The 23,932-nt window shown below is 28.1% G+C and carries 20 protein-coding genes; 3 read left to right on the top strand and 17 right to left on the bottom strand.

Features of this window, described 5'->3' with window-relative positions; genetic code table 11:
* Positions 1-304: 304 nt before the first annotated feature.
* Positions 305-1,249 carry a polysaccharide deacetylase family protein gene (locus tag VS182_RS06585; RefSeq protein ID WP_479492524.1) on the bottom strand — a complete coding sequence of 315 codons (945 nt, stop codon included), beginning with the start codon at positions 1,247-1,249 and terminating at the stop codon, positions 305-307.
* A gap of 580 nt (positions 1,250-1,829) precedes the next feature.
* Between VS182_RS06585 and VS182_RS06590 the strand changes: the two genes are divergently transcribed.
* Positions 1,830-2,759, top strand: a complete 930-nt coding sequence (locus tag VS182_RS06590) for a hypothetical protein (protein ID WP_479488626.1) — start codon at positions 1,830-1,832, stop codon at positions 2,757-2,759.
* 387 nt (positions 2,760-3,146) lie between these two features.
* Here the strand turns inward: VS182_RS06590 and VS182_RS06595 are convergent, their stop codons facing one another.
* Both VS182_RS06595 and obgE read right to left on the bottom strand, forming a co-directional pair.
* Positions 3,147-3,938 (bottom strand): hypothetical protein, encoded by a 792-nt coding sequence (locus VS182_RS06595; protein ID WP_479484362.1) that lies wholly within the window; start codon positions 3,936-3,938, stop codon positions 3,147-3,149.
* A gap of 1,305 nt (positions 3,939-5,243) precedes the next feature.
* On the bottom strand, positions 5,244-6,515 hold the full coding sequence (gene obgE / locus VS182_RS06600; protein ID WP_479484363.1) for a GTPase ObgE: 1,272 nt from the start codon (positions 6,513-6,515) through the stop codon (positions 5,244-5,246).
* Between the two features lie 1,209 nt (positions 6,516-7,724).
* Here obgE and VS182_RS06605 point away from each other — a divergent pair.
* Positions 7,725-9,719, top strand: coding sequence for a hypothetical protein (locus VS182_RS06605; protein ID WP_479492525.1), 1,995 nt, complete (start codon positions 7,725-7,727; stop codon positions 9,717-9,719).
* A 783-nt stretch (positions 9,720-10,502) separates the two neighbouring features.
* Here the strand turns inward: VS182_RS06605 and VS182_RS06610 are convergent.
* From VS182_RS06610 to VS182_RS06650, 9 genes are all read right to left on the bottom strand, one after another.
* On the bottom strand, positions 10,503-11,144 hold the full coding sequence (locus VS182_RS06610; RefSeq protein WP_479492526.1) for a hypothetical protein: 642 nt from the start codon (positions 11,142-11,144) through the stop codon (positions 10,503-10,505).
* A gap of 138 nt (positions 11,145-11,282) precedes the next feature.
* Positions 11,283-11,573, bottom strand: a complete 291-nt coding sequence (rpmA, locus tag VS182_RS06615; RefSeq protein WP_479484366.1) for a 50S ribosomal protein L27 — start codon at positions 11,571-11,573, stop codon at positions 11,283-11,285.
* A 5-nt stretch (positions 11,574-11,578) separates the two neighbouring features.
* Complete coding sequence (locus tag VS182_RS06620; RefSeq protein ID WP_479484367.1) at positions 11,579-11,902, bottom strand: ribosomal-processing cysteine protease Prp; 324 nt, start codon at positions 11,900-11,902, stop codon at positions 11,579-11,581.
* A 13-nt stretch (positions 11,903-11,915) separates the two neighbouring features.
* Entirely contained in the window at positions 11,916-12,233 is a 318-nt protein-coding gene (gene rplU, locus VS182_RS06625) for a 50S ribosomal protein L21 (protein ID WP_479484368.1), read from the bottom strand.
* 47 nt (positions 12,234-12,280) lie between these two features.
* A complete protein-coding gene (locus tag VS182_RS06630; RefSeq protein ID WP_479484369.1) occupies positions 12,281-13,231 on the bottom strand; it encodes a M50 family metallopeptidase in 951 nt (316 codons plus the stop codon).
* The gene (locus VS182_RS06635; RefSeq protein ID WP_479484370.1) at positions 13,188-13,853 is read right to left on the bottom strand and encodes a hypothetical protein; all 666 of its coding nucleotides are present in this window, start codon (positions 13,851-13,853) and stop codon (positions 13,188-13,190) included. Before VS182_RS06635 ends, VS182_RS06630 begins: the two co-directional genes overlap by 44 nt.
* 114 nt (positions 13,854-13,967) lie before the next feature.
* The gene (gene minD / locus VS182_RS06640) at positions 13,968-14,762 is read right to left on the bottom strand and encodes a septum site-determining protein MinD (protein WP_479484371.1); all 795 of its coding nucleotides are present in this window, start codon (positions 14,760-14,762) and stop codon (positions 13,968-13,970) included.
* Between the two features lie 25 nt (positions 14,763-14,787).
* Positions 14,788-15,468, bottom strand: a complete 681-nt coding sequence (gene minC / locus VS182_RS06645) for a septum site-determining protein MinC (RefSeq protein WP_479484372.1) — start codon at positions 15,466-15,468, stop codon at positions 14,788-14,790.
* A gap of 1,021 nt (positions 15,469-16,489) precedes the next feature.
* Complete coding sequence (locus VS182_RS06650; RefSeq protein WP_479492527.1) at positions 16,490-17,005, bottom strand: hypothetical protein; 516 nt, start codon at positions 17,003-17,005, stop codon at positions 16,490-16,492.
* Positions 17,006-17,660: 655 nt separating this feature from the next.
* Between VS182_RS06650 and VS182_RS06655 the strand changes: the two genes are divergently transcribed.
* Positions 17,661-18,287 carry a hypothetical protein gene (locus tag VS182_RS06655; RefSeq protein WP_479484374.1) on the top strand — a complete coding sequence of 209 codons (627 nt, stop codon included), beginning with the start codon at positions 17,661-17,663 and terminating at the stop codon, positions 18,285-18,287.
* A gap of 227 nt (positions 18,288-18,514) precedes the next feature.
* On the opposite strand, the gene VS182_RS06660 is transcribed toward VS182_RS06655, so the two are convergent.
* From VS182_RS06660 to VS182_RS06680, 5 genes are all read right to left on the bottom strand, one after another.
* Positions 18,515-19,360: a hypothetical protein gene (locus VS182_RS06660; RefSeq protein WP_479484375.1), complete on the bottom strand. Its 846-nt coding sequence runs from the start codon at positions 19,358-19,360 to the stop codon at positions 18,515-18,517.
* A gap of 563 nt (positions 19,361-19,923) precedes the next feature.
* Positions 19,924-20,841 carry a hypothetical protein gene (locus VS182_RS06665; RefSeq protein WP_479492528.1) on the bottom strand — a complete coding sequence of 306 codons (918 nt, stop codon included), beginning with the start codon at positions 20,839-20,841 and terminating at the stop codon, positions 19,924-19,926.
* Between the two features lie 547 nt (positions 20,842-21,388).
* Positions 21,389-22,288, bottom strand: a complete 900-nt coding sequence (locus VS182_RS06670) for a hypothetical protein (RefSeq protein ID WP_479492529.1) — start codon at positions 22,286-22,288, stop codon at positions 21,389-21,391.
* A 672-nt stretch (positions 22,289-22,960) separates the two neighbouring features.
* Positions 22,961-23,197 (bottom strand): hypothetical protein, encoded by a 237-nt coding sequence (locus VS182_RS06675; protein ID WP_479492530.1) that lies wholly within the window; start codon positions 23,195-23,197, stop codon positions 22,961-22,963.
* Between the two features lie 75 nt (positions 23,198-23,272).
* Complete coding sequence (locus tag VS182_RS06680) at positions 23,273-23,572, bottom strand: hypothetical protein (protein ID WP_479484379.1); 300 nt, start codon at positions 23,570-23,572, stop codon at positions 23,273-23,275.
* Positions 23,573-23,932 lie beyond the last annotated feature (360 nt).

The raw sequence follows: 23,932 nt of genomic DNA on the forward strand, positions 1-23,932 counted from the left end.
CCATTGCTCAGACAAAAAAAGATGTTGGACAAAGCCCAAAAGAGTTGTCCTCCTCCATAAATAATAAATTATGTCATTATTATGTCACAAACATGGTCGTTTTGGCAATCCTCTTCCCTAAATTTATAAAATTTGACGCTAAATTCTTAAAAAAAGCACTTTGTTATAAATTAACTATACTACTTTGTAACTAATATTCTGAAAATTACTTCAAAAATAATTTTGTTTTTTCTTATTAATATAATTGTTATTAAAAACAATAAAGATTATAATCAATAAAAAAGACATGGCATAACCATGTCTGTTACCTAAAATTAGGTATCGATGGATCAGAAGACAAAACATCACGCAAACTACCCACACGCAAATTACGCGCTCTAGCCATATCAATAAGCGTACCTAATGTCTGTGTTGTAACTTTCTTAGGATGCATCAATAATAACGTCCCATTTGACATCTTAGGCCGAACACGCTCGATAATTTTTTCCACCGTAGCATCGGTACGCCAATCAATTGTATCCGCCGTCCAAAGAACCGTGTACATCCCTTGACGCTTTGCCTCATCAACAACACGTGCATCATAATCACCTGATGGAGGTGCAAAAAAACGACTTCTTGTCCCCAATATTTTTTCAATCAGATCTTCCGTATTACGAATTTCATTTATAATCTGTGCTGAACTTATACGACTCATCGACTTATGACTATAGCCATGATTAGCAATTTCATGTCCATCATCTAATATATTACGAGCTAACTCAGGATGGGCTTTCAGCCAAGAACCATCTAAAAAAAACGTTGCTTTCGCATCTTTAGATGACAAAATACGCAAAAGATCCCTTACATAATCCTCCCCAGTCGCAACATTAATCATCAATGCAAAACCAGGCTTATGCTTCGAACCACGATAAATAGGGGACGTTGGCAAATCATCTAAATTAATACGAGGTGCAACAGTTTTCAAAACCCACTCTATCTTCTTATAGCCATATTTCTTAGTTTTAGCTAAAGTAGCTTCCACATCTACCTTAACCCCATCCAAACCCGGTATAGCACCATAAATAGGATCAATATATGCATTCTGAGGCATAACATTCTTCTGCTGTGACTCTTGCGAAATACGCGATCTTAAAGCTGTATCTTTGTCAGACAACCAAAGTAAATCCATATCCCATTCCCAACCAGAAAACAGCAAAAAAGCAGACAAAATAACCGCTCTCATTTGCACCAAAAACAAAGAAGATATCACATTTGACCAATCCTATTCTCTGACATAAAATCATAAATCTTTCCGTAAAATCATAAATCTTTCCAGCTATATACGTGTTATAATCCTTATATATTCAAAACTCATAATAATTAGTACGTAAAATTATTAACATAAAAACAAAGCATTATAAAAAACTAACAAAAAATAAAATAAAAACTAACTATAAAAATATATTTAAATACAAGATATAATCCCGAAAAGATACGTTATAACAGCAAAATAATAAGATATCATATCTAAAAAATGCGATTTAATATTAAAACATAAAATATAATATTAAAATATTAATAAAAAAACATATCAAACGGTCAAAATCAACAAAAAATAGTCAAAATCAACAAAAAATAGTCAAAATCAACAAAAAATAAAAACAAAAAAGATATTAAGTAAATATATTAAATAAACAAACCTACATATTGAAATAAGACCTAAAAAGAAAAAAGATAAAAAACTCATTAAAAATCTGAAAATAAAACATCAGACCATTAAATGGATTTTATAATATTATAAATCATTGTTATATAGAGAAAATATCAAAAAAATAAAGGGGATGGTGCCTGTGAAGTCAGATCTTAAAAAAATCAGTTGGATATTTTTGGGTTTGATTTTGATTATCATATTATATGTTTTTATAAACAAAAGTGACGAAAAAGCTGTCAATGTAAATATAAATAAACCAAATATTGAAAATAATATTCCAAAAGCAATAAATGACACTAACTTCAATACCGAAATTCTTAAATTAGGTTTTCAAACAGAAAATTTTATAATTCAGGATGCAGCTAATCTAGAGCGGTACTACAGCATATACACTACACACAGTAATACGAAATGTTATCAAAAAATTGACAACAAGCTACAAAAAGTTGACTGCACAGATGTTAAAGATAAGTTGAGTAATTTCACACTAGAATATACTTGCCAGCAATCATTAATACCCCATCTTCCAAACAACCTAAAAGAAAATATTTTAACATTGAACTTTATAAAACCTCTTAATAAAACAGACGAAACAGCTCCATGTGATAACAATGTAATTTTAGCTCTAAAAACAAAATTTGATCATTATGAAAATAAAGAATTATCTATCAACGATGTTAAGCTAGCAAAAGCTCATTTTATACCCGCGAATTCACCTTTCATCCAAAATCAAAACACTAGTTTCCATGTAAACTATGAATTATATAAAGACAGTCTATCTATAAAAAAAATAATTGAAAAACGAGCAGAAGAAGGATATACCCAAAAAATTCTCCTATATTTCGGTTGCGAGGAAAATATATGTATCAATTGGAAAAAAACATTACCTCCCATACAAGAATCAGAATTAGATTCATACAATGAGCCGGATAAAGAACGTAATGACAAAAGGCAGAAATTATTTAAAGGCATAGGTGCGCCTCCACAGTTTAACTATGAATCAACAGATCATATAAATACCGGCGAATTAGTTACAACTTATAAGCATAATTTATCAGATGAAGTATAAAAAACCTCTTTCTAATAAAAGAGGTTTTTTATACTTCTTTTGTTGTTTTAATTGTTGTTTTAATTGTTGTTTTAATTGTTATTTTAATTGTTGTTTTAATTATTTTATGGTCAACTTTATTCTTAAGATACTAAAATCAAGCAAAAAATTGCATATATCTTAATATATATTAAAAAAATAAATTATAATTTTAAGCTTTAAAATATAATGATCAATATATTTGTTTTTTTGCAAGTACAGTATTTAAATAAGTTTTAATAACTGAATTTTAAATAAAAAATCTTATTTTATACTAACATAATTTTTTATCTTTTTAAAAAATAACATTAAAATATTTACTTTGTATTTAAAAATATAAAAAAATATAACTTAATAGCACATTTGAAATCATACAGAGGTTTCGCGAATTAAATTATAACTCTTAGGAAAAGTAGTATTCTTAGGCGAGGCAGTCACAATCGACTTAAGAAAAGGAGGAGGCGGTGGTTTAGGAATAAAATTCACAGTACTATCTTTATCAAGAACCAACTGTCTAGCAGGATCACTGAAGCGGCTATAAGAATCAGAAACTTTTTCCGGTGCTAGCAGATCCTTATAACGAATAACCGTGGAAGAATCATAAGGCTTAGAAGCATAAGCCTGCTGATCAAATGTAATCATGTTCGTCGTAATGTAGTCTTTAATATTTCTAGCAGAGCTACTACTACTTGCATCACTAACGGATGAACTAGGAGGAAGATTCAAAGAATCTTGAGCAATTTTGGAACCAACAGCTTGAAGCTTTCTAGCAGAGATACTACTCGCATCACTAACGGATGAACTAGGAGGAAGATTCAAAGAATTTTGAGCAATTTCGGAACCACCAGCTTGAAGCTTTCTAGCAGAGATACTACTACTCGCATAACTAATTGGTGAACTAGAAGGATTATTACTCAAATAACCAAGAGACATAACAGATGATTCTTGGTTGCCTCGGTATGATCCAGACGCTGTTTGTAAATCATATGAATCACTCCTTTTTCTAGAGATTTGTCTAGAAAAATTTGCAACCCGTTCCTTAGTTGTTTTAAATGTATTCTTAATAAAAGATGGTGTTATTTTGAACCAAGCATTCGACACAGGTGTAGTTAAAGAAAAAGTTGAAAGCATAATCAAGGGTATTATATATTTTTTCTTCATCTCCAAGATCGCCACCATCTCTTATGTGAAATATTTCATCGTTTAATATATATATATATATATACATATATATATATTAAATCATATTAAATTAATAAGTCAAATTAAGTATAATTTTTTTGTTTATGGCAATTTAACCATAATATATAATATAAGCAAGAATATTAAAAATATAATATCTTTTAACCAAAGCATACAATAAATTTATAATCAAATATAATAAATATACATAACGGAAAATACAGTAAACAATTTAAAGCAAAATATTCCTAGGTCTTGCCTGAAAACAAATGCAAAAAGGGGTTAAGAGCCTAATAAAATGCATTAAAAACTATTATAATGACTGTTTTTGTGTCTAAATTAAATAAATAATATTAAAATATAAAAAACACAGATTTTGGTTTTAGTGATCTTGTCGATGGATTTGATTTACCATTTACGTGTTTATAAACAATAAAAATCTATCAAATGCATATAACTAATACGTATAAATTATCACAATTTTTAATTTTATATTTATCTGACTTTTTTATCTTCTTTAACTTTTTGGAATTCCCCTAAAGACCAACGGGAATTGCGTATAGCAAAAATTGTGCTGGGAATTTTTTTGGATTATGATAATATATAATTATAAGTAATATTAAATCTTTTTAATCAACCTATAACTATCAAAAATTGTCTTGAGAAAATTACTCTATGTATACCAACATCAGCCATCAATTCCTTGAAATATAATAATGCTATTTTTGTATATTATATATTTAAGTATTAAACTCTAGATTTAGATGCTAGATTTTTAATCAGCTCTTTTAAATTTAAAAATATAAGAAATAGATAAAAAATTTTATCTAAATTTATTTTTTGCATAAATTCAGAACTATTTAAAAGTATTAATAAGCTATATAAAAATCATCTATGATAATTAGCTATATTAGTCTGTTCTACATTGTAACAACATCAATAAGCTTTAGTATTTTTTATATATCCATTTGATATATAAAAAATAAATATCAGAAAAAATAAAAACCTAAACTTAAAATATTTTATTTTTTAAAAATAACTTTTGCTATGTCCAAAGGCTTATATTAGACTTGCCTTTTTATCCTCTGCATAGATTAATTATAAAAACTTGTATCTTACACAGAAGAGCAAAGGCATGTCTATGTTAATTTCTTATTTTTAAATCATTTTTTTAGAATTATAAATTTTATTTTTGATCATTTTTTATTTCATTTATTAACTTATTAACTTATTAACTTATTAACTTATTAACTTATTAATTTTTATATATTAAAAAATGAATTATTATTCATCTAAAACATTAAAAGCAAAAGAATACTCATCTACAACAACTTTATCTCCTGTTTTAGCACCCTTAGATATTAAAGCTTTATATATACCTGTTTTAATTAAATAATTAGCGAAATAAAGTCGGCTATCATAATAAGCAAAGTTAACACGGGCAATCATTCGAGATATACCTTTTCCTTCTACAATATAACCTTCGTCGGATTTATTCACTGTAAAGGTAAGTTTTTTTGATACATAAACTTCGTCCTCCTCATCCACGGTATATACAATGGGTTCCAGGTTAGAGATCTCGGATGATAATTTATAAATAAGTTTTTTAATCTGATCATTTGTCGCAGCTGAAATAGGATATATCGCTTCTCCATTTAAATTTTGTGAAAATTTAGTGATATTTTCTTTTGCTTCAGGTAAGTCAATCTTATTTAAAGCAATCATGTACGGGCGTTTTGCTAGCACATCGGAATAACAAGCTATTTCTTCGCGCAAATCAAGATAATCTTGCCAGGGATCTCTTCCCTCTGTACCTGCAATATCAATCACATATAATAAAAATCTCGTACGTTCTATATGCTTCAAAAAACGATGTCCTAAACCTAAACCTGTATGCGCACCTTTGATTAAACCAGGTATATCAGCCATTACAAAATTAGTCAGATCATCAACATATACCGTACCAAGATGAGGTTTTAAAGTTGTAAAAGCATAGTTAGCAATTTTAGGTCGGGCAGCTGAAACACTAGACAACAATGTAGATTTACCTGCATTAGGCAAACCAACTAAACCAACATCCGCTATTAACCTTAGTTCTAGGTCAACTAATAAATGTTGACCTTGCTCACCCTTTTCAGCCATATGCGGAGCCTTATGTACAGCATTTGCAAAACGGATATTACCCCTACCACCACGACCACCTTTAGCTACAATATATTCTTCACCAGGAACCACAAGATCAGCCAATATTTTACCTGTTTTCTGATCCCTAACGATTGTCCCCACAGGCACCTTAATCAACAAATGTGCCGCATTAGCACCATGCTGAGACTTCGCACGACCATGTTCACCTGATTTAGCAGAATATTGTTTAGAACGGCGCAAATCAAGCAATGTACGCAAACTAGGATCAGTCAAAAAGATAACATTACCACCACGTCCTCCATCCCCACCAGCAGGTCCTCCACGCGGAACAAACCTTTCACGACGAAAAGCAACTTTACCATCTCCTCCACATCCACCTTGGACAGAGATCTGCAATTGATCAACGAACATTTCAATACCTCCTTATATAATTTATAAACATTACTCAAACTAAAATATAAAGTTAATAACAATTTATTATATATTATTAATTTTAAATAAATGAAAAAATATATAAAACACATACAAGAAATATAAAAAAGATTAAATAAAAAGATTAAATAAAAAGATTAAATAAAAAGATTAAATAAAAAAATAAAACAAAAAACAATATAAAAATCATTCCATCATACATCTTATACCATTAGAACATAAATACCATAAACCTTTTTAACAATATCACAAAATACCAACAAAAATAGGACTTTCACAAAAGAAGATCAGTTGCGTAACTGTTGATTCATAGGTTTAGATAGTTTTAATAATAAATATTTGTTTTGCAAAAAGTATCATCAAATATAAGGAATTAAGAATGTGTCCGGAAATAATGATATAGACAGGACGTCAAAAAACTAATATAGTCAATTATTACAGACTATTACCAATTATTTTAATTTTAAAATTTTATAAAAAATGCAAAATAAAAAATAATGCCTTTCATATATTTTTTAAGACATATAAATAATAATGGTATAATTATTAGAATTATTCTTTATTTATAATAAAATAAATATATCTTATTATTAGTTTTTAATTTATAATAAAAGACAGGTCCATATAAAAACCTTTGATTTATTTCTGGTATTTTTGCATTTAAATTGCAATATATATCAAAAAGACATAAAATCAATATAATATTGATTTTTTTGGATATATATTAACATTGAAATAGAAGTTAGCATTTAAAATAAAAGATTAAATATCTATATATAAATCTGAAAGCAAACAATTAAATATAGAATATAAAAAATATCATCATTAGATTCCGGTAAATGTATGTCTGTTTTTTGTATAGATAAAATAATGTTCTTAAGAATAGTTAAGAAAGTCAAAAAATAGCTTTAAAGAACCAAAAAATGGGAGTATACATAATTTGAAACTTTTTAAAGATTCACATATTTAATAGGTATCAAAATTCACCGATTTAATCGCTAATTTAGGCTTTCAGGGCTTATGAAAACTGTTTAAATTAGGTTCTTAAACTCTCTTTACATTGGTTTTTGAACAAGCTTGTAATAAAAAGTCCTTTCTTCATGTAATATTTGTTTTATGAAATTTATTATTTATTCATGATAAAATAAAAAACATAAAATCAAAATAATGCTCTGGGGGGTATAATTATTGTTTAAAATAAAATATAAAATCAAGTCTTTGCATATCTATATTATAATATTATCTTTCTATCAAGGTAACGCATACGCCCAAAATCAAGAAAATAATTATTCGCAACCCTCAGCTAAAAAATCAGGTTTTTTTTATGATGTACTATTAGAATTCTTGAATCAAACAGATCCAGAGTCAACTGATATATTCAGAAATTATTATTTTAGTTTGAACAAATCTGCTGAAGAAAAATATACAGCATGGAACAATATACAAAAACATTTTACCAATTTATATACAATCATAACAAATGACTTAAATTCAAATATTACAGGATTAATCTATTCAGAATGGGTAAATATTTTAGGAACTAATTTAGATGAAGCTAAAAAAAATATCGAGCTTAGAAATCAAGAATATAATACTAAAAGTAATAATTATGCTGATATTAATGATACTGATATTAATGATACTGATATTGAAAGTAACAGTTATAATACTGGAATAGATAATTATTATGATGGAATTGATAATGATGCCGAAGAATATAGTTATAATAATGAAAGTGATAATTATTATGATGAAAATGAACATAAAGAACCTTATCGTTCTGAAATGGCATTTTATAAACGATTATTACAATTTTTAGATAATGAAAATAATGGCACTTCTATATCAGATTATTATAAAAAAATATCTATTTTAGATATAAATAAAATGCAAAAAGATCAGAAATTAGTAGAATTTTATAATTATTTTTATGGCCAATTGGATAAATCTATTTTATATAACTTTGATTTATTAAAAGAAGGATGGATCGAACTTTTAGGTTTAAATCTAAAACAAGCAAAGCAAAATATTCAAAACAGATTAAAAAAATTGCAATCAAAAAAATATGATTTCAACTATATACACGAAGATACGGCTACTACAATTTATCATTTAATTGAAAATAATGATGATATTAATAATAATGATCTTAATAATTATTATTTTACTTATAGTTTTGAAATTCCACAAGCACAGGAAAATGGAATTTTAACAGATGTTGTTATAAATAAATTAAATGATTTTTATAAATGGATTTCAACCACCAATCAATATAGATTTTCTCCTATAAATAAACGTGATTTATATGAATTTAAAAATAAAATTGAAAAAAGTAATAAATATACAAAACAAGATGAAATTGATTTTAAAAACTATCTTCTGAATTGCCGTGAAGAAAATTTTAAAAACTTTAGTACATATTTTAAAGATAGGCTTGACTTGATTTTATCTGGAAAAATAAAATTAGATGAAAGCGTATTGAGATATATTTTAGATAAAAATACAGACCAAGGTATTATAAAGATCCAAAATTTAATTGAAGATAATACTGAATATGCAGAACAAGAATATCTTAAAAAAGATGAATACGCAGATTCAGGACATCAAATTAATTCATCACCATTGTTATCAGTGTTGGATATTCTAGGAATTGATATACTCGGAATTCTAACTAAAATAACTAAAATAACTAAAATAACTAAAATAACTAAAACTCCTAAAATAAATAAAACTCCTAAAATGACTAAAAAACAATCTAGGCGTACTATTGAACCCCCATCCAAATCTAATCCAGGAAGAATAAAAACTCGTAATAATAAAGACAGAAGAACACCTCCTCCTTCTTATGAAGAAGATAATACTGGAGGGGGAGTAACTAGCACTCGTAATAATAACAATGGTACTTCTTCTATATCTGGTGATTATTCTACAGATAAACTAAGGACAAAAAATATAGAAAATGCAAGGAAATCTAAAGAGGATATTAAGAAAGAAATAACAAAAATAAAAGCAGAGGTATTAAGCAATCCCACGGAAATTAACAAAAACAAATCCAAATTAAAAGATGCAATAGAGGCATTACAAAATATTGATCTATCTATAGAAAACGATGGCATAGTAAAAGCTCAGAAAGCAGCAGATTATGAAAATCCTGTAAATGAAAAAACAGCAAAAGAAATGTAAATTATTAATCCAAAATAAAAGATATGATGGCAAGTCCAAAGTTTAAAACACTTTAGACTTGCGCACAAATATTAATATAGCTGATTAGTAATGATATAATTAAAAAATAAAAATAGACATTATAATATCTTTTAGTGTCTTCGATTAGGTTCTTAAAATCTCTTGACAGAGGTTTTTGGACAAACTCATTATATTTTGTAAAAACAAAGATCGAAATTCATCTCATATGTAAAATGTGAGTGATCCACACAAAATATAACAAGATAATGCTCTTGTAAAGGAATACTAATATATCCGATTAGTAAAGACAATTGGTATTTATTATTATTTTTATAATTTTATTAAAAAATATAATTAACTGCAATTGAAAAAATAAGGATCATCATATACGCTATTTTCTTTACTGAGCTTGTCCAAGGAATAATGTTAGTTTAAGAACGTGATCAAATATACTAAAAAATATGATAATAACTAATTTTATATTTAAATTATACATATTGAAAATAACAAGCTCAATAGTAAAATGGTTTTTCAAACAAATATATAATAAAAATAAGCTAAAATTCAATATTAGCATAAAAGGAGTAATTGATATGACAAATCCAAAAGATACCAACACATAATATTTAATAATATAATTATTAAAATCCACTAAGATAAACAGCGCTGATAAAAATAACATTTTTTAAAAAATATTATTTATTTTCATTACTGGTTATTAGTAAAAATAATTACATAAAAACCTCTCCTTATATAAGAAAGAGGTTTTTATGTTGTTAATCATCAACATACTTTCTGTATCTTTTGTTCTTGCTGTAAATAGCTTTTTTTAAGCGGGAATATAACGGAAATCACTTGTTCTCGTTCACGTAAAAACAGGCCTTCGTCATCAGCTAGGAGAGCTTCAATAGATTTAATAGATGATGTCAGACGAATATTTATCACATTTTTCTGTTTTTCAAAGTGGAAGATGATCCATTTAGGTGATATTTTTTTTATATGTAAAATAATTTCTTGTAAAGTATAGCAAATATCTCTAGCTTCTTTTTGTCGTAATAATCTTAAAAAAGGATCAACGATTAGTTTAACATTTGTTTTCGGCAAAAAAGAGGGTAAAAGTAGCAGCATCGCTGCTAGCGGGGAATACTTAATTTCTAAAAATTTTTGTTCAGCTTGTACACCACTGATAATTTTTTGTAAATGAAGATGCAATTTATCTATTTGTGCTAATTGATTATAAGCTAACAAGATTTGTAAATCATTTAATAAGGCATGACGCCTCATATGTAAGAATTGCTTTAAACGTTCACTTTCTTCAATCCATATCATTTCTTGCCAATGTTTTTTTAAATATAAAATCAAGAATATAACTATAGCACAAAAAAATAAAAAGACTAATTCCGGCCAAGCTTCAATTTGAACCATAATTAACAATACACCCCATCTATGTTGTCATAGATCAAAACAAAAGAAACGATAGCCACAACAAGCAGTCAAAAGCTGCTCAAAACGTAGCTACCGTTTCTCAACGCGCGTGTTTCTGCAAAAAATTTACCTCCCCTACTAACTCGTTTTCTGAATTATAGGTTGAATATGAACACGCTTACGAAATCGACCATAACGCTTGAAAGAAACAACGCCACTGACCGAGGCATACAAAGTATCGTCTGATCCCTTTTTAACATTATCACCAGGATGGATTTTTGTACCTCTTTGTCTAACTAAAATAGAACCAGCATTTACAAGCTGACCATCCGACCTTTTAACACCTAAACGCTTCGAACGACTATCACGACCGTTTTTAGTCGAACCTACACCCTTTTTCGAAGCAAAAAACTGTAAATCAATACGCATATTATTCACTCCAAAATATTTCTAACTTCGATATTTTTAGGATTGTCCAATGATAATTGACCTAATATATGAGCCATCACTTCTAACAAAAGCTGTGCCTGAGGACATTTTAAATCAGAAACAAAACCACACCGTACATAACCATCACCTTTTTCAAGCGACAACGGTGAAGTAAGTAAATCATCAGCCGCATTAATAATACCAAAAACCACAGCCGATACGCCAGCACATACGATATCTTGTCCATAAGGCGCTGCCTTAGCATGACCATTGATTTCAACACTTTGTACTTTTTGTTGTCTATTACGATAAACTGATACAATAATCATCTATTTAAAAAAACTAACCTACCTGAATACGTTCAATTTGTAAACGTGTATAATCATGGCGGTAACCTAACTTACGACGATAACGGCTTTTAGGCTTATACTTAAGCACCGTGATCTTCTTACCTCGGCCATGAGCTAAAGCCTTAGCAACAACACGCGCACCAGATACATAAGGTGCACCAACATGTAATTGGTTGTTATCACCTTGTAACATAACAACTTTATCTAATATAACTTCAGCATCTACGTCTAAAGATAACCTATCAACATCTATATAACGGCCTTCCGTAACTTTGTACTGCTTACCGCCTATACCAACAATTGCATACACACAAAAAACCTCCTAGAACTACGATGAAAAATGTTTTACAAAAAAAATCAAGACCTTTCTTTATTGTAGCATGAATTTGCCAAATCAAGCAAGCCATCCACATACAAAGGTCCTTTTTTAAAATAATCTTTCAACAAGGTCGTTTCATCAAAGATAAATGCTTGTTTATGAGAAATTTTTCTAACCAAAATATGTTTACGTTCTCGATAAAAATGTTGCAAAAAAAAATTAATAGGCATTCCATCAACGATATCCAAGCTCATTATTTTGGCATTTTGAGGAGGACCATGCACAAGACGATACATGAGAAAACGAATCTGTTTATAAGAAATCTCTTTTAAGAATTTAATATTAGCTAAAAATAAGAAAAAAGCAATCATAATGAAATGCCAAACATCGGTTAAACTCATGTTCATAAAAGCAAAAATACCCAAGATAAAAGCAAAAACAAAACTCAAGTAGCAGCTGATATATAAAGCACGTCGCCATGGTAAATAGAAACTTAAAATGGCTTGTAAAATACGCCCACCATCTAAAGGATAAATAGGTAATAAATTAAAAAGCGCAATAAACAGACTACAATTCACAAAATAAGCTAATAAAGCTTCATCAATTATATATGAATATCCTAAAAGGAAAAATATTTTTTGCAAGAAAACACTTATAAAAATAAACAACACATTATAAAAAGGTCCTGCTAAAGCAATTAAAATATCCTTCGTCCATGATATGTAGCCTTTATCATCTACCTCAGCTATACCACCAAAGGGAAATAAACAAATTGTTCTAACACGCAAACCATATGACCACGCAGCCGTCAAATGTCCTAATTCATGAATTAAAATAATGATAAATAAGGTCAAAATTTCGATATAATGACCCGTCCAAACCGAGAAAATCAACATTAACCAACATAACATGTGTATCTTAATTTTTATACCCAACCAAGGATACTTAGTCAATCGTTGCAAATCCTGCCGTACTGATTGGAACTCCACCCTGCCAAGCTAAAAGTTTAAGCTGTCCAACTAACTCACCAAGATGATAATTATCACCAATGATTTGCTGTTCTTTAACATTTATTTTACGCAAACCATCAAAACATGTAACTATCCCATTAGCATGTTCAATCATTATACGATATCCCGTCTGCGGCAGATGGATAATAGATAATACTTTACCACCTTGTAAGATTTTAACATTCTTTATATACTTACGATGATCTTTCAATGAAGAAACAGTAACAACGCCATTTTGCTCTGAACCGTCTAAACGGGAAAAAGCAGGTAAAAAAGACGTCGACAAACCAATCGTTCGCTGATACCAATCCTTTATAGCATGAATGTTCATATCTTGTGTTAAAGACACGTGTAGCCATGATGTAAGAGGTTGCAAAAAAGGTGTCCGAGCATGACTTAGAAGCAATGTTAAAATACTGAGAAAAAAAGCTAACAAACCTTGTATGTATATACGCTTCAACATACGATAAAGGCGTTTAGGACGTAAACCGCTATGTTGATCCAATTTAGCAGAAGATTTCATTATGATACTCTGCTTCTTCTTATTATGAGGCAAAATCTTCCAACCATCACGATCACGTTTCCAAGAAACAGGTTGCAAGCTCCATCCTCCTTCATAAAAAACCGAAACAAAATAAAAAACGAAAAATTTAAAACTAAAAACAAAAAAGTAGGTTCTCTTTAATATATTCCTTGTCCTTAATCTCTAGACCAATCATACAAAACCTAACCAACGGCGTAAGCGGGATAGAACACGATTATCTGTCGACCAAAGCTTTAAAGGTACTGCTTCACCTAACATACGCCTAGCAATATCATTATAAGCACGGCCAGCTTGATTTGAACTATCTAAAGCAATGGGCTCACCACAATTACCAGCTCTGATAACTTGTTCATCATCTGGTATAACCCCTATAAGTTCCAAAGCAAGAACATTTACAACTTCATCAACATCCATCATACCGCCATCACGTACCATATGTTTTTTAATCCTATTTAAAACTAACTTCGGGGCAAAAAGATTAGCCTTCTCTAACATACCCACGACACGATCAGCATCACGCATAGCCGTGCTTTCAGGCGTTGTCACCACAATAGCGCGTTCTGCGCCAGCAATCGCATTCTGGAACCCATTTTCAATCCCCGCCGGGCAATCAATAATGACATAATCAAAATTTTCTTTAACCATTGAAACAAGCCCACGAATTTCATCAGCAGAAACCGCTGTTTTATCTTTCGTTTGTGCCGCTGGCATAAGATAAAGATTATCACAACGCTTATCTTTGATAAGTGCCTGTTCCATACGACAACGCTTCTCGACAACATCAATGAGATCGTAAACAATCCTATTTTCTAAACCCATGAGTACGTCTAAATTACGCAAACCAATATCTGTATCAATTAAACAAACACGCTTACCTAAAAGAGCCAACGACATACCTATATTGGCTGATGTTGTCGTCTTACCAACTCCCCCTTTCCCCGAAGTTACCACCAAACTCTCACCCACGTTGCGCTACCTCCTTATGTTTCTCTTATCCCTTTGCCCACCAAACAAATTGTTGTCGATGCCTTTTAAAATGCATTATCTTTTCCACTTGAATTTGTTTCTCCACAATATGCGCAAAACGCACTCCATCATTCGTTGTTTCCCAATCCTCGGGAGGACGAGACAAAACATTATCTATCCTCAATTGTGTCGGCCTAAAAGACGAAGCAACAATAACTGCATCACGATTACCTTCCATACCAGCATGCGCAATACCACGCAAAGAACCCATAACATAAATACTGCCAGTACATATAACAGAACCCCCAGGGTTAACATCCCCCATAAATAAAAGATCACCTTTATGAGATAACATTTGACCTGAACGAACTGTTCCCGTTAATAACTGAAGAGGATGAAGGTTTTTTGATAATTCAGCCATCTTATGGTTATAATCATTTTCAAAAGCCTGAACAATTAAATTTCTTCTGTCAGAAAATATTTTCCGAACGGCTTCCTCCTCAGGCGGGGTGATATGCCGCTTACCCAACTTAATTGTCACATTCATCTTAGGACCATTCCAAATATTAGCAAAATTAGGACACTCAAATAATTTTTGTTTCAACTCCAAAAGCAGTGATGAAAATGGACGAGTATCTTCAAAAAGAAACAATAAACCCCCACGCACGCCCTTGATGGTTATACCAGGACTCATATCATTATCCATAAAATTCTGTCACCCCGCCTTAGATACTTAAACTTTTTCTCTTTCCCCTATTATTTTCCTCCCCCTATTTAAATAACAGTAAAAAGGTTGACATATAACTCGAGAATTATACCCAAAGGCTATTCTAGCATAAAAAATAGCAATCTCCTATCAAATACAAACTAATATTAAAAATAACATGAAAATTAATCCTAAGAGGTAATTTATTCCTAAATAATATTTTAATGTCAATATAATTAAAAACAGCAACTGATACAAACAACACATATAAAACCTCGAGCATAAGCTTGTCCAAAAAACACCGCACAGAGAGTTTAAGAACCTAATTGAATGCACTAAAAGATATGATAATGACTACATTTGTATTTAAAATAAATAATATTAAAATATAAAAAAATAATATATAAAATATAAATTAAAATATATTACAATTTAAATAACAACTTATCATATAAGAAATGACATGATTTGCACTCAATTTATTTTAAAATAAATTGAAAACTATGGAAAAAATCTAAAAATATTGAAAGAAATCCAAAACTGTTGGAGAAATATAAATCTGTTAAAAAAAATCTAAAAATATTAATAATATACTATGTATAAAAAAACATTAGTATTTTAACTAAAGCTTAAAAATATATTTAAAAAAATATATAAAAAGCATTTTTTTAACTTTGCATTTTTAAATAAAATTCAAGCAATAGAAATAAATACAAAATATCTTAGCTAATTGTCTATATCAATAAATTAAAACAAAAATAATAACAAATATACCACAATTCCAATCCGATAAAATAATAATTAAATTATTTGAATTTATTTATAAGAAAACATCATCAATAAAATAATTAATAAAAATAATCTTATAAATTAAATATATGAAAAATAAAAAAACCTTAAATACGCTCATAAGTCTCAAGGCATTTAAGGTTTTTATCAACAAAATAATATTAATAAATCAAACAAACTAGTTGCCTACTTAAAATCAAAAAATAAATTAAAAAATTAAAATAATCAAATACTATCTTCTAGAACTATATAATCTAGATTGCTCTACTGTTCTTTTTACACTTTTTGTCATATGATTTTCAGACGTTTTACGACTATGCTCTTTTGATCTACGCACTCCATTTTTGATTGTAGATTCTCGATATGAAGTATTAGTTCTCGCACTGTAAGAACTAGATGAAAAAGATAAACTTTCTTTTTTAAAACTATAAAATTTAGAATTTAATTTTTTAAAAGCTTTAGTTTGAGGTTTAACAACTTTAGGTTTAACAGCTTTAGGTTTAACAACTTTAGGTTTAATTAATTTTGTCTTTTGAGCGACTTTGGCACCCTTACGCTCTAGATAAGAACTTTGACTAGTAATCTTTGTCGAATGATGTTCAGTGATCACCGTTTTGTTCGATATATATTTTGGCGACGACAAAGCTTGCGACTTGAATGCTAAAGCGGTAGCCAAGAATAAAATCATGGTCATAATCAACATAACTGAAGTTCTAATACATTTACTAATACTTATACTATTATTCATATTACTTAAGTAACCCCCATATTATTATAGATATATATTTTAAATTGCTTTATAGCCATAATACAACGAATAAAATAACAAATCAAGGAAAAATAATTTTTAAAAAATAAATATCACAGATAAAAATAAAAAATATAAATATAAAAAAATATACTATTTTAAAAAAAATAATATAAAAATAAAATATATTTTAATTAAAATTTAAACTTATCATAAAAAATAAAAAGGTTTGCCTTCATTTATTTTTTGAAATAAATTGAGAACTATCAATAATGCACATATATTTTTATGTATTATTGATAGTTCTGCGTTGAAATTAAATCATGACTAATCGGCTATATTCATATTTCCGATCAAGTGCTTTATAAACGAATAATATACTAAATCTTGTGATATATCAGATCAATATAAATGAAATGTTGTTTATTAATTATATTGATACAAATCTATTTTTATAAGATTATTTATATAATGAATATAAATCGAAAGAATAAATAGCTTATTAAACGACTAGTAATATTTATAAAAAAAATTCTTTTATAAACTAACCGCATGGTATATACTGGTAACAGAAGTTAAGATCACTTAAAGAAATGAAAGAAAACTATTTATATAAAACAAAAAATATCTAAAATCATATAAGGGGAATTATTAAATGAAAATTAATATTAAAATGAATAAAATCGCAAAAATTTCTTTGATTTGCAGCGTTTTGGGCTGTTTATCAGCGGCTACATGGATATATCTAATCAATAACAAAAAACAGGAAAATCAAATACAAACACAAACAACAATAAATAAACAAATATCACCTTATTGCGAAAAAAATAATATATCTCCAAATTGCACATCTGAAGAAGCACGATTCGATATTATAGGAAAAGTTTTTATATCCCAATTAAAAGAATCACTCAAAAATAAATATGAATTCAAATCAGATGACGATTTAAAAAAATTAAATGAACCAAAATTGATTCAAGAAAGTTTAGAAGCATTACTACACTTGAATTATTTTAAAGACCAAAATGTAGATGAATCAGATGAAAGTACATTATCTACAGCAGAAGCTAATCAAAAATATAATGAAACATGGAACAAAGCCAACTACTTACTACAAAATTTACCCAATAATAATCTTTTAACAGAATCATATAATCTTTTAATCCAAAAAATAGGAAGTAAAAGTAATATGCCTGAACTATTACCATATTGCCAAAATTTCGCTCAAGTCTTTGGTACTAACAATGCCAATATTTTTCCAATAATAGATAAAGAAGATTAATCATCAAATTATAAATCACAAAGATAATTATATATTAGTCAAACAAATAATTCATAATCTTAAAATAAAATGCATATATCAAATTATATTGTATATTATTTTTATAAAAATAATATCTAAAAAATATATAAATCAAAAACATACGCTGATCTTTCTTTATATTTAAAAAATAATTTTGATTTGGAAAAATAAAAATCCTAGCCTTTAAAGGGCTAGGATTTTTATTGTTATTTAAAGAAATCTTCATATAATCTAACAAGTTCACCTGTTTTATCTAACTTTTCTAAAATTAATTTTGCGTACTCACTATAAGGTCTACTAGTAGCATCTCGTAGAAAAAAAGTGTCTGATTCTGAAATTCGTTGACTATTTTCTCTATTCTTATTATCTGTATACAAAAACTCAGATAACTTTTCATCAAATTTTGATAAATTTAAATGTGGTTTAATTTCTTTTTCTATAGCTGATGATAATAACTCTACTAATTTAGCACCGTTTGGCAATTTTCTAATTTCACGATGCGCATCCTGCAAACCATCTTCCGAAAAACCCGGGAAAGAAAAAACTATCGCTTTAAATATATTCATAAATTGTTCATTATCTAATAATTCTTTAGTAATTCCTACTTCATCATACCCAAATGCTGCATAAATGCCTTTTGATACAAGGTTATATCGGGGCATTTGTAATTGATCAAATAATTCTACTAATCTAGCTCCATTTGGTAATGCTAAAAGACGCTCATGTATCTCAGCAAGCGTTTCTTCTGAAAAATTAGCATCTGAAATAGCATTATAAAAAAACTCGAAATCAGGTACCTGTTCTTCTACCAACCGCATAAACTCTAATGCACGTTGACTCTCTAGATTCATGTCAATATATGATGTCTCATCAAAATTAGGGACTGCCAAACCATGTGCTTGAGCGAGGGCTTTTATAAAAAGAAAATTAAAATCATAAGCAGATTGTAATGACTCATCCAAAACCGGAAAATCAACCCTAGGCTCTTGATTAATTTCTAATGGCTGTGTAGCTAAGGAAAAACTAGATAAGCAAGTAAAGCATACACCCAAAAAAAGATATTTTTTAATTTTCTTAAAATTCATAATAAAATCCCCCACATATTTTTAATAAAATCTAAGTGAGATATAAATAATCATAAAAGTAAACATAAATAATGCATGAACCAATTTTGTTAAAATTCTAAAATCCACAGATTGGTTAATTGTTCATCACCAAATTATATATTTTACTTATATAATTAATATCTACCAAAAAAAATATAACATATAGCCCTATTAATTACAAGTTTTTTATATAAAGGCGATAAAATATAAAAAAATATAAAAAAATATATTAAAGGAACCCGATGATGATATATATCAAATTCCATTTTATTAATTGAATCATATATCAATATTTTACTACCATTTTAATTAAATAAAATAAAAAGCAATATATCTAAAGCTAATCTATATACAAATTTATAAATATATATGTAATTTTAAAAAGCCGAGATTTAAAAAAGATAAAATTAAAAAAGATAAAATTAAAAAAGATAAAGCAAAAAATATTATTTATAAATTTAATTTAAACAAAAAAATCCTAGCAATCAATATGCTAGGATTAAATATATTTAGCGAAACAAACCGTCATATAATTTATTTAATTCACCTGTTTTATCTAACTTTGCTAAAATTAATTTTGCACGCTCACTATAAGGCCTACGGGCGACATCACGTATCCAGAAACGTTCTAATTCTGAAATGGATTCAAAAGATTGGCTATCGGAATCCAAAGATTTATTATCCGGACCAATAGTTGGATAAATATAGCCGTTTAAAATATCCTCAAATTTGCGCTCATTGATATAAGGTTTTATGTCTTTTTCAAAGCAATCAGAAAATAACTTTATTAGTTTGGTACCGTTTGGTAATTTTGCTAATTCTTGCTTAATCTCTTTAAACTTATCGGATGAAAAATTATCAAATAATTCATAGGTTAAATTATAGAGCCTGTCCATTATTGCCTTTACAGCTTCCGCTTGAGAACTAAATATAACTTCATCTGCAGATGGAGGACCAAAATATTCTGCATAACCTTTAGGATAAGATTTCTTCAATGACACATATAATTCTGCGAAATAAATCTGGATTCTTGGATCATGAGCTTTATCAAACAATTCTACCAATTTAGATCCATTCGGTAATGCTAAAAGACGCTCATGTATCAAAGCAAGCTTTTCTTCTGAAAAATTAGCATCTGAAATAGCATTATCAAAAAACTTGAAATCAGGTACCTTCTCTTCTACCAAACGCATAAACTCTAATGCACGTTGACTCTCTAGATTCATGTCAATATATGATGTCTCATCAAAATTAGGGACTGCCAAACCATGTGCTTGAGCGAGGGCTTTTATAAAAAGAAAATTAACATCATAAGCAGATTGTAATGACTCATCCAAAACTTGAAAATCAACCCTAGGATCTTGATTAATTTCTAATGTCTGTGTAGCCAAGGAAAAACTAGATAAGCAAGTAAAGCATACCCCCAAAAAAAGATATTTTTTAATTTTATTAAAATTCATAATAAAATCCCCCTCATATTTTTAATAAAATCTAAGTGAGATATAAATAATCATAAAAGTAAACATAAATAATGAATGAACCAATTTTGTTAAAATTCCAAAATCCGCAGATTGGTTAATTATTCATCACAAAATTATATATTTTACTTATATAATTAATATCTACCAAAAAAATATACCATATAGTCCTATTAATTACAAGTTTTTTATATAAAAGTGATAAAATATAAAAAAATATAAAAAAATATATTAAAGGAATCCGATAATGATATATATCAAATTCCATTTTATTAATTGAATCATATATCAATATTTTACTACCATTTTAATTAAATAAAATAAAAAGCAATATATCTAAAGCTAATCTATATACAAATTTATAAATATATATGTAATTTTAAAAAGCCAAGATTTAAAAAATATAAAATTAAAAAAGATAAAGCAAAAAATATTATTTATAAATTTAATTTAAACCAAAAAATCCTAGCAATCAATATGCTAGGATTAAATATATTTAGCGAAACAAACCGTCATATAATTTATTTAATTCACCTGTTTTATCTAACTTTGCTAAAATTAATTTTGCACGCTCACTATAAGGCCTACGGGCGACATCACGTATCCAGAAACGTTCTAATTCTGAAATGTCTCCAAAAGAGGTGCTTAACATATTCTCAAATTTCTTCTCATTGATATAAGGTTTTATGTCTTTTTCAACGCAATCAGAAAATAACTTTATTAGTTTGGTACTGTTTGGTAATTTTGCTAATTCTTGCTTAATCTCTTTAAACTTATCGGATGAAAAATTATCAAATAATTCATTGTTTAAATCCACTATTACCATTACAGCTTTCGCTTGAGAACTAGGTATATTATATACAGTTGATGGAGGCCCAAAATATTCTGCATAACCTTTAGGATAATATTTCTCCAATGACACATATAATTCTTTGAAATAAATCTGGGTGCTTGTATCATGAGCTTTATCAAACAATTCTAACAATTTAGCTCCATTCGGTAATGCTAAAAGAAGCTTATGAACCAACGACAACCTTGTCTCCAAATCATCATCATTAATCAAGCCCGGCTTAAAAAACCTAAAATTCGGAATCTCCTTTTCCATAAGAAGATTTAGCGATTCAACTTGTTTAGATTCTAGATAAGCATCGATATATGACGTCTTATCAAAATCCGGAACAGCTAAGCCATAAGATTTGGCCAATTCTTTCAAAAAAACAACATCCCTCGTATAAGCGGAGGCTTGCTCATAAAAATTTGAATATGGGGACTCTTGATGATGATCTTCATACTCCTCTTTATTAAGCGCTACCGTCTGAATAAAAAAAGAAAAGCTAGCTAGGCAACTAACTACCATACCCATAAAAGTAATTTTTTTAATTTTATGAAAATCCATAATAAAATCCCCCTCATATTTTTAATAAAATCTAAGTGAGATATAAATAATCATAAAAGTAAACATAAATAATGCATGAACCAATTTTGTTAAAATTCTAAAATCCACAGATTGGTTAATTGTTCATCCCCAAATTATATATTTTAATTATATAATTAATATCTACCAAAAAAAAATATACCATATAGCCCTATTAATTACAATTTTTTTATATAAAAGTGATATATAAAAAAAATATATTAAAGGTATCCGGTTATGATATATATCAAATTCCGTTTTATTAATTGAATCATATATAAATATTTACTATCATTTTACTTTCATAAAATATAAAGAAATATATTAAAAGATAACATATATAAAAATTTATAAATATATATAATTTTAAAAAAGATAAAATTAAAAAACAAAATTAAAAATATTATTTATAAATTTAATTTGAATAAAAAACCTAGAAATTAATATGCTAGAATTAAGTATACTTAGCTAAAAAACCGTCATATAATCTATTCAATTCACCTGTTTTATCTAATTTTTCAAGAATTAATTTGGCACGTTCACTATAAGGTCTAATCCTAGCTGTTAGGTAATTTTTTTAATTCTTGTTTAATATCTTTAAAAGTATCTTCAGAAAAATCCCTAAAAAATCTATCTTCTAAAACAGAAATTCTATCAATTATTGCCATTCAAACTGTCCGATTGAGGATTATCTTCTTCTACATTATGTGCGGGTAAATTATCTTTATATGATGGAGATATAAAATATCTGTTCCAAAATTCAGGATATGATTTCTTCAATAAAGAACGTAATTCTGTTGAATAAATCCTGTATCTTGGATTCGCGACTTGATAAAATAATTCTACTAATTTAGCTCCATTAGGTAACGCTAAAAGCCACTGATGAACCAATGAAAGCATTTCTTTTAAAAAGCCATCGCCTAAAATAGCATTATAAAAAAGTTCGAAATCTGGTATCTGCTCTTTTCACAACCGCGTAAACTCTAATGCACGTTCACTCTCTAGATTCATATCAATATATGATTTCTCATCAAAATTAGGGACAGATAAGCCATGAGATTTAGCCAATTCTTTCAGAAAACCAAAATCCGGCGTATAAGCATATTTAAAATTTATTATTTGAAAAGAATAATCTATTATTTTCTCAAAACCTCCAGATACATCCTTTTGATTAAATTCTACCGTATGACTACCAAAAGAAAAACTAGCTAAACAACTGATACCTAAACCCAAAAATACCAAATTTTTAATTTTCTTAAACTTCATTTTAAAATAACCCATCGTATTTTTAAAAAATAAAAACTATAAAACATCATAAAAGTAAACATAAATAATAAACTGTACGTGCCGAAAAATGAAATAAAAAATTGTAAATTAATTTTAGTCGCAGGTGACCTATGCACCTCTTAGTTGTTTTTGCATTTGTATAAGAAAAACTCCTGATTGAGCTTGTTCATATATATTTCATAAAAAAAAAATTTCTTTTCCTTTCTATGTATATTCAAGAACATTAAGTAGCTTTACTGCACCTATATATACTAACAAATTTAAAAAAACATTATAAAAGAAAAGTAGAGGTTCAAAGACTTTGTGGATCTAACGCTATATCCATCAAGAAATAGACTA

The organism is Pasteuria ramosa, assembly GCF_056496785.1.